Here is a 6,215-nt window from a genome sequence, read left to right as displayed (position 1 = left end):
ACGCGGGATAAGACCTTCAAAAAGTATCTTCAAAAAATTATTTTGGTGTTTTAATTTAGGGATAGCCCTGTCCTTCTTTTTATCTACGCTGTTCATAAAACCACCCATACTTTTGAACGTTCTCGGTGGCGTAGGAGGGGCTTTTCAACTTATTGCCTTGATTTTGCTGGTCCGGATTTTATTTCCGTACCGAATCAAATTGAGGTCAATGCTCTCAAAATGGCAATGGAACCTATTAAAAACAGTGGCGGTACTGTTGTTCGTAAAAATGGTGTTGCAATTGCTTACGGCCTTTCCCTATTTTGCCAACTTGGCCGCAACCTTCCTCGACTTTACCGTCGGGTATTTGCATTGGACGTTTTTGGGCGTGATCACCATCGCCCTGTTTTTCTTACTGGATTATTTTAAGCTGATGCGGATTCCGTACAAAGCCTATGTGTCTTACTTCATAGGATTTGTGGTTACGGAAACATTGATTGTCTACAAAGGATTGGCAGCATGGCAAGGCTTCTCTATTTTCGAAGGATATTTTGAAGCTTTGGCGGTAGGAAGTTCCCTGATTCCTTTGAGTCTACTTTTAATGCTGGCCGTCAATTGGAGGGGTGATCAACCTGATCATCCTTCGATATCCTGAAAATAGTACCGTTAAGTTCGCTATTTATCGGAATCTGACAGGCCAAGCGACTTCTAGGGGGTAGTTCCGTTGATTTTCGACAGGGTGTGCTTTTCATCATCGTACCCCCTTGAAAGCTGCCCGGCATTCGACCCCGAACTCGTCAAAATAGGTCAGGCCGTAATTGTTGATCATTTTCGTTTGAAATAAGTCAAATCAAGTGTACGGTAATCATTAGGAAACTGAATAGAACACTTGCGATAAGAAGATTAAATATGGTTTTAGATTTTAGTTGGGCCAGAACGGCACCATTAAATGCCATGCATAAAATGGTGACCAAAAACAACGCTGTCAAAAGCGGTATTTTTGACACATTGCTCATAAGAATCATCATTGCCGCGATAGATCCCAAACAGCTTTGGCCGATGATAGCAATTGTGGCATACCCCATTTGTTGTTTTTTGAACTCGGTCAACAGATTATGATAATGTTGTTCGATTACAGCGGTCCTTTTTTCACTCCCAGAATGGGTCATCGGTATTGTCAATATATTTTTCATCGGTATGTAATTTTGAAATTGTTTGTAGTTGTTCTTCGGTAGCGACTTTTTGTACTTCGTTAAAAAGTACCCGTTCCTCGAAGCGGATGTGTCTTTCCAGTTCTTCCTCGATCAAGCTGAGGGATTTAGGGATTTCGTCGGTATCGTTAAAAAGCCTTCCCAGCCTACGATGTTCCGCAATCGCTTTTTTGACCAGTTCGTTGCTGTTCCCCAAAATAGGAAAGAGATGCTTTTCCTCCATTTCGAAATGGGGATGGATGTGGTGTTCGAAAAACCAGTCGGCATAGCATTTGATCCTTTCTGCTGCCACGCCTTTTGAAAAGCCCGTCCTGATTTTCCAGCACAGCAGAAGACTATGGTGATGATCGCGGCTGAGCGGTTGCAGGTCCTTGTTTCTTTTGATCGGCTTTTTTGTTTCTGGATTCATTTTTTCAATATTTTTTGAAGTATAACCGCCTGATTATGTTCTGTATCCTTCGCCCCGTACAGTAGTGTGATCGTTTGTTTTTCTGCTTTTTTTCTGCTTTCTGCCAAATCTTCTTTTTATGTGTTTTCTATTAAAATAGGTTTTACCTTAATAGTTATTTCCATTGTGAGCTTTATTAATTTTCCTTTTCTAAAAACTGGCGCAGTACATATTGCAATATGCCCCCGTTTCGGTAATATTCGATTTCGATCAGGGAATCGAGTCGCGCAATGACGCCGAACTTAATTTCTTCGCCCGATTCGTTCTTGGCGGTGACCTGAAGCTCCTTTAGGGGCTTGATATCCTTGGATATGCCGGTTACCGTAAAAATTTCCTTGCCGTCGATTCCCAATTTGTCGGCGGTGTCCCCCGCTTTATATTGCAGGGGAAGCACACCAAGTCCTACCAAATTGCTCCTGTGGATGCGTTCATAACTTTCGGCCAGTACGCATTTGATTCCCAAGAGAAACGTACCTTTTGCCGCCCAGTCCCTGGAGGATCCGCTGCCGTACTCCCTACCGGCCAATACTACCAGAGGGATTTCTTCTTTACGATATTTTACGGAAGCATCAAAGACGGATAGCTCCTCTCCCGTAGGCAAATAGCGGGTATAGCCGCCCTCTTTGACGGCCAGTTGGTTCTTGATTCGCACATTGGCAAAAGTGCCGCGTACCATCACTTCATCGTTCCCGCGACGGCTACCGTACGAGTTGAAATCTTTCTTCTCCACGCCTTTGTCGATCAAGTATTTCCCTGCGGCCGAATGTTCGTTGAAGGGTCCCGCTGGCGAAATATGATCGGTGGTAATGCTGTCGCCCAGCACCAAAAGGGCACGGGCATTTTGAATATCCTTCAGGGCAGGTGCCTCGGCCGAAATGTCCCGGAAAAACGGGATTTCCTTGATATAGGTGGAATTCTCGTCCCATCGGTACAATTTCCCTTCGGGAATTTCAAGGTTCCGCCATATCTCGTTGCCCTCGAAAATCTCGCCATAATTTTTGGCAAAATCCTTGGGGGAAAGTACGCGGGCCAGAATTTCATTGATCTCATCGTCCGTGGGCCAAATATCCTTCAGGTAAACGGGCCGCAGGTTCCGATCATAGCTAATGGGATCGTTGACCAGATTGATATCGACCCTACCGGCCAGCGCGTAAGCGACTACCAACATGGGCGACATCAAAAAGTTCATTTTTACCTGTGGATGCACCCGCGCCTCAAAGTTCCGGTTGCCCGAAAGTACGGAGGCGACCACCAGTTCCTGCTCGTCGATCGCCTTGGCGATGGCAGGGGGGAGAGGGCCGGAATTCCCGATGCAGGAGGTACAACCGTACCCCACCAAGTGGAACTGCAGGGCTTCTAGATCTTTCATCAGATCGGCCTTTTCCAAATAATCGGTGACTACTTTGGAGCCTGGGGCCAGGGAGGTCTTTACCCAAGGCTTTACGTCGATACCGTGTTCACGGGCCTTTTGTGCCACCAGTCCCGCTCCGACCATGACGAACGGATTGGAGGTATTGGTGCAGGAAGTAATCGCGGCTATGACCACCGAACCATCGGAGAGCATAAAGGTAGCGTCGCCCCGATCGATCCATACCGTTTTGAGGCCGTCCTTTACCTTGGTCTCGACAGTCCCTTTCCGTACCTTTTGTGCGGGTTCGTTTATGGGCTGATCGCCCCCTTCGCTCTTCCACCTTGTTTCGGAAAGCAGCGTTTCACGGTCTTTCTGTTCGATATATTCCCGCCCGAAGGATTGGCCCAACAGGTCGATGAACTTGGGTTTAAAATCTTTTAAGAGTATCTTGTCCTGGGGGCGTTTAGGGCCGGCCACGGTTGGCTCGATGGTCGACACGTCAAGTTCGAGAACCGAGGTGTAGGTAATATTTTCCTCATTTTCGCGCCAGAGCATGTTCGCCTTGCAGTAGGTTTCCACTAGATCGATCTGTTCTTCGGAGCGGTTGCTTTCGCACATATATTCCAGCGTCTTGTCGTCAATGGGGAAATAGGTAATGGTGCACCCGAATTCTGGGGACATGTTGCCTATGGTCGCCCTGTCCGGTACCGAAAGATGGTCGAGACCGGGACCGAAGACTTCTACGAATTTTCCCACTACGCCCTGTTTTCGCAACAGATTGGCGATGGTCAACACCAGATCGGTGGCCGTGGAGCCCAAAGGCAGTTTTCCGGTAAGTTTTAGTCCGATGACCTCGGGCATGATAAAATAGAGGGGCTGCCCCAAAATCGCAGCCTCGGCCTCGATGCCGCCAACGCCCCAGGCCACTACGCCGATACCGTTGACCATGGGCGTGTGGCTATCGGTGCCCACCAAGGTATCGGGTAAGAGCTCGCCATTTCTTTCGATGACCAATTTTGAGAAATATTCCAAATTTATCTGGTGACAAATACCCATACCGGGCGGGACTACCCTAAAATTATCAAAGGATTTCTGCGCCCACTTCAAAAATTGGTACCGTTCTTTGTTCCGTTTGTATTCCTCTTCCATATTGCGGTCGTAGGAATAGGCCGTACCGAAATAATCTACCTGCACGGAATGGTCGATGACCAGGTCAACGGGGACCAAGGGATTGATCTTTTCCGGATCTTTTCCCTTTCGGGCAGTTTCGGCACGGAGCGAGGCTAAATCCACTACGGCGGGAACCCCGGTGAAATCCTGCATTAGCACCCGGGCGGGCTTAAAGGGAATGTTCTTTTCCGATGCTTCGGGGCGCCAGTTCAGGATAGTTTCGATGTTCTCCATGGTCACCGCAAAACCGTCGTAGTTCCGCAACGCATTTTCCAATAGGATACGGATGGAGAAGGGAAGTTTGCCTATTTTATGCCCCTGTTCTTCAAGTTCGGAAAGACTGTAGTAACCAAAACTTTTTCCGGAAACCGATAACTTCTTTCTAATTTTATAGGGGTCTTTGTCCATGGTCTACATTTTAAAATCTTGGATTTTTTCCATCTTTTTCAATTGGTATTCGCCTTTTCGTTCGGTAAGGGAATTCGGGTCAAGCGTTCAGCTCCGATTCCAATTCCTCTGCTTTCGGGAACAGGATATTGTTTTCCAAATGGATGTGCCTGTGCAGGTCGTCCTGAAATTCCTTGAGCATAGCGAAAGTGACTTTGTATGTACCGCAGGCATCTTCGGGAGGCGTATAGTTGTCGCTCAAAGCCTCGATTTGCCGGAAGCGTTCCCCTTCGTTGTCGTGTTCTTGCATCATGGTCTGAATCGGGTTTTTGACCGTTCCGAAACGGGGCTCGTTCAAATTTTCCCCGCTCTGTTTCGCCTTGACCATTTTACGGATGTACGGAAAGAGTACCAGTTCTTCCTTTTTCATGTGCATGGCAAGCTCGCCGCCACTGGCGACGAAAAGGTCATGTATCTGCTGAAGTTCGGGATGTTTGGCACCGTGAACCTTGTTTATCTTGGTCAGGTATTGTTTGAGTACGGGAATCCGTTCCTCGACATACCTATGGTGTTTTTTCTCGATATGATCGGCCAGTTGGTCCATCAGCCAGGATTTGTAATCCGTTGTTTCGGCGGTAGTAAGGGCTAAGGCAATTTCGAGCTTTTTACGCAGTTCGCCGGCGTCCACCTTTTTTTGTTCACAGGCCTCTTCGATACCGCGGTTGCCGTTGCAGCAAAAGTCGATTCCGAATTTTTCGAATACCGCTGCGCTTCTATAATCGTCGGCGACGATTTGTCCTATTGTTTTTTCCAGTGTTTCTTCCATGATGTTTTTTTATATAAAATTGATTTGCGAATCGACGGCCATGATGGCGACGGCTTTAAAGTCTTGCTGAATCTTGAGCGTGTGTTCCTTTCCGGCGGGAATGATAAAGGTGCAACCCTTCTTCAAAACGTGGTCGCTGTCCGGCATTTTCAATAGGGCCCGGCCTTCCTGTACCACGATTACGGCTTCTTTGGTGCTGTAGTGCGGGGGCATTGTCGTTCCTGCTAGACCCTTGACCTGTATGGTCTTGAACGAAGCTCCCACTTCCAATGGTGTCAGTTCAGGTTTGTTCATTACGTCCATGATTTTACTTTTTGCGGTAATCCATTGGTTTTCGGATTTGAACCGGTAAAAAATGATATTAGGATATTTTTATCCTTTAATTAGTTCCTGCTAGGATTTATAGCAAAGATAGGCAATATCTTTAATTCTGACAAAATTATCCGAAATAAAAACCATCCAAAATTTTTAGGGTAGCCGATTGAAAATTACCGGCCGCCACACTTTACACGTCCAATAAAATAGTTACATAATTATTCGTTACCGATTGACTTTTTTCAGAAAAACGATTTGTACAATTCAGGGTTCCAATACATAATCACATAGAACATGGCAAAGCCAACGAATGCGATAATCAACGACCAGACCCATGCTGGAATGGCCTGTGGGGTCTCGGATCCCTTGATTACAAACGAGTCCTTGGTCTCGCTGCCGTAGGCATTGATGGTAATGGCAATTTGGGTATCGACCACCTCGTTTTTCTTTAGGCCGACCACGGAAATCTCGGGACCGTTGCGTACCTCGAAAGGGATGGTGCGCACCCCTTCGACATTGCTCGACGAG

At 47.0% G+C, this 6,215-nt stretch carries 7 protein-coding genes and 1 pseudogene; 1 reads left to right on the top strand and 7 read right to left on the bottom strand.

Annotation, left to right across the window (positions count from 1 at the left end; translation table 11 throughout):
* A pseudogene (locus ACEW8S_RS01100) lies at positions 1-634 on the top strand (hypothetical protein); the annotation flags it as partial.
* Positions 635-824: 190 nt separating this feature from the next.
* Here the strand turns inward: ACEW8S_RS01100 and ACEW8S_RS01095 are convergent.
* The 7 genes from ACEW8S_RS01095 to ACEW8S_RS01065 all read right to left on the bottom strand — a co-directional run.
* The gene (locus ACEW8S_RS01095; protein WP_373516348.1) at positions 825-1,172 is read right to left on the bottom strand and encodes a hypothetical protein; all 348 of its coding nucleotides are present in this window, start codon (positions 1,170-1,172) and stop codon (positions 825-827) included.
* A complete protein-coding gene (locus ACEW8S_RS01090; RefSeq protein ID WP_373516347.1) occupies positions 1,129-1,599 on the bottom strand; it encodes a hemerythrin domain-containing protein in 471 nt (156 codons plus the stop codon). The genes ACEW8S_RS01095 and ACEW8S_RS01090 overlap by 44 nt, the downstream gene beginning before the upstream one ends.
* Positions 1,596-1,706: a DUF488 family protein gene (locus tag ACEW8S_RS01085; RefSeq protein ID WP_373516346.1), complete on the bottom strand. Its 111-nt coding sequence runs from the start codon at positions 1,704-1,706 to the stop codon at positions 1,596-1,598. Before ACEW8S_RS01085 ends, ACEW8S_RS01090 begins: the two co-directional genes overlap by 4 nt.
* 68 nt (positions 1,707-1,774) lie before the next feature.
* Complete coding sequence (gene acnA, locus ACEW8S_RS01080) at positions 1,775-4,567, bottom strand: aconitate hydratase AcnA (protein ID WP_373516345.1); 2,793 nt, start codon at positions 4,565-4,567, stop codon at positions 1,775-1,777.
* Positions 4,568-4,646: 79 nt separating this feature from the next.
* Entirely contained in the window at positions 4,647-5,372 is a 726-nt protein-coding gene (gene ric / locus ACEW8S_RS01075) for an iron-sulfur cluster repair di-iron protein (protein WP_373516344.1), read from the bottom strand.
* 9 nt (positions 5,373-5,381) lie between these two features.
* Positions 5,382-5,675 carry a cupin domain-containing protein gene (locus tag ACEW8S_RS01070; RefSeq protein ID WP_373516343.1) on the bottom strand — a complete coding sequence of 98 codons (294 nt, stop codon included), beginning with the start codon at positions 5,673-5,675 and terminating at the stop codon, positions 5,382-5,384.
* A gap of 254 nt (positions 5,676-5,929) precedes the next feature.
* Positions 5,930-6,215: cytochrome C (locus tag ACEW8S_RS01065; RefSeq protein ID WP_373516342.1), on the bottom strand; the 286-nt coding region annotated here is incomplete at its 5' end.

It is taken from the genome of Pricia sp. (genome assembly GCF_041745955.1).
Taxonomy (GTDB): domain Bacteria; phylum Bacteroidota; class Bacteroidia; order Flavobacteriales; family Flavobacteriaceae; genus Pricia.
This window is presented reverse-complemented; position numbering and strand designations above follow the sequence as displayed.

Coding starts and splice junctions, on each gene's coding strand:
- ACEW8S_RS01095 (WP_373516348.1), bottom strand. CDS start 1,172: ATGAAAAATATATTGACAATACCGATGACCCATTCTGGGAGTGAAAAA.
- ACEW8S_RS01070 (WP_373516343.1), bottom strand. CDS start 5,675: ATGGACGTAATGAACAAACCTGAACTGACACCATTGGAAGTGGGAGCT.
- ric (WP_373516344.1), bottom strand. CDS start 5,372: ATGGAAGAAACACTGGAAAAAACAATAGGACAAATCGTCGCCGACGAT.
- acnA (WP_373516345.1), bottom strand. CDS start 4,567: ATGGACAAAGACCCCTATAAAATTAGAAAGAAGTTATCGGTTTCCGGA.
- ACEW8S_RS01090 (WP_373516347.1), bottom strand. CDS start 1,599: ATGAATCCAGAAACAAAAAAGCCGATCAAAAGAAACAAGGACCTGCAA.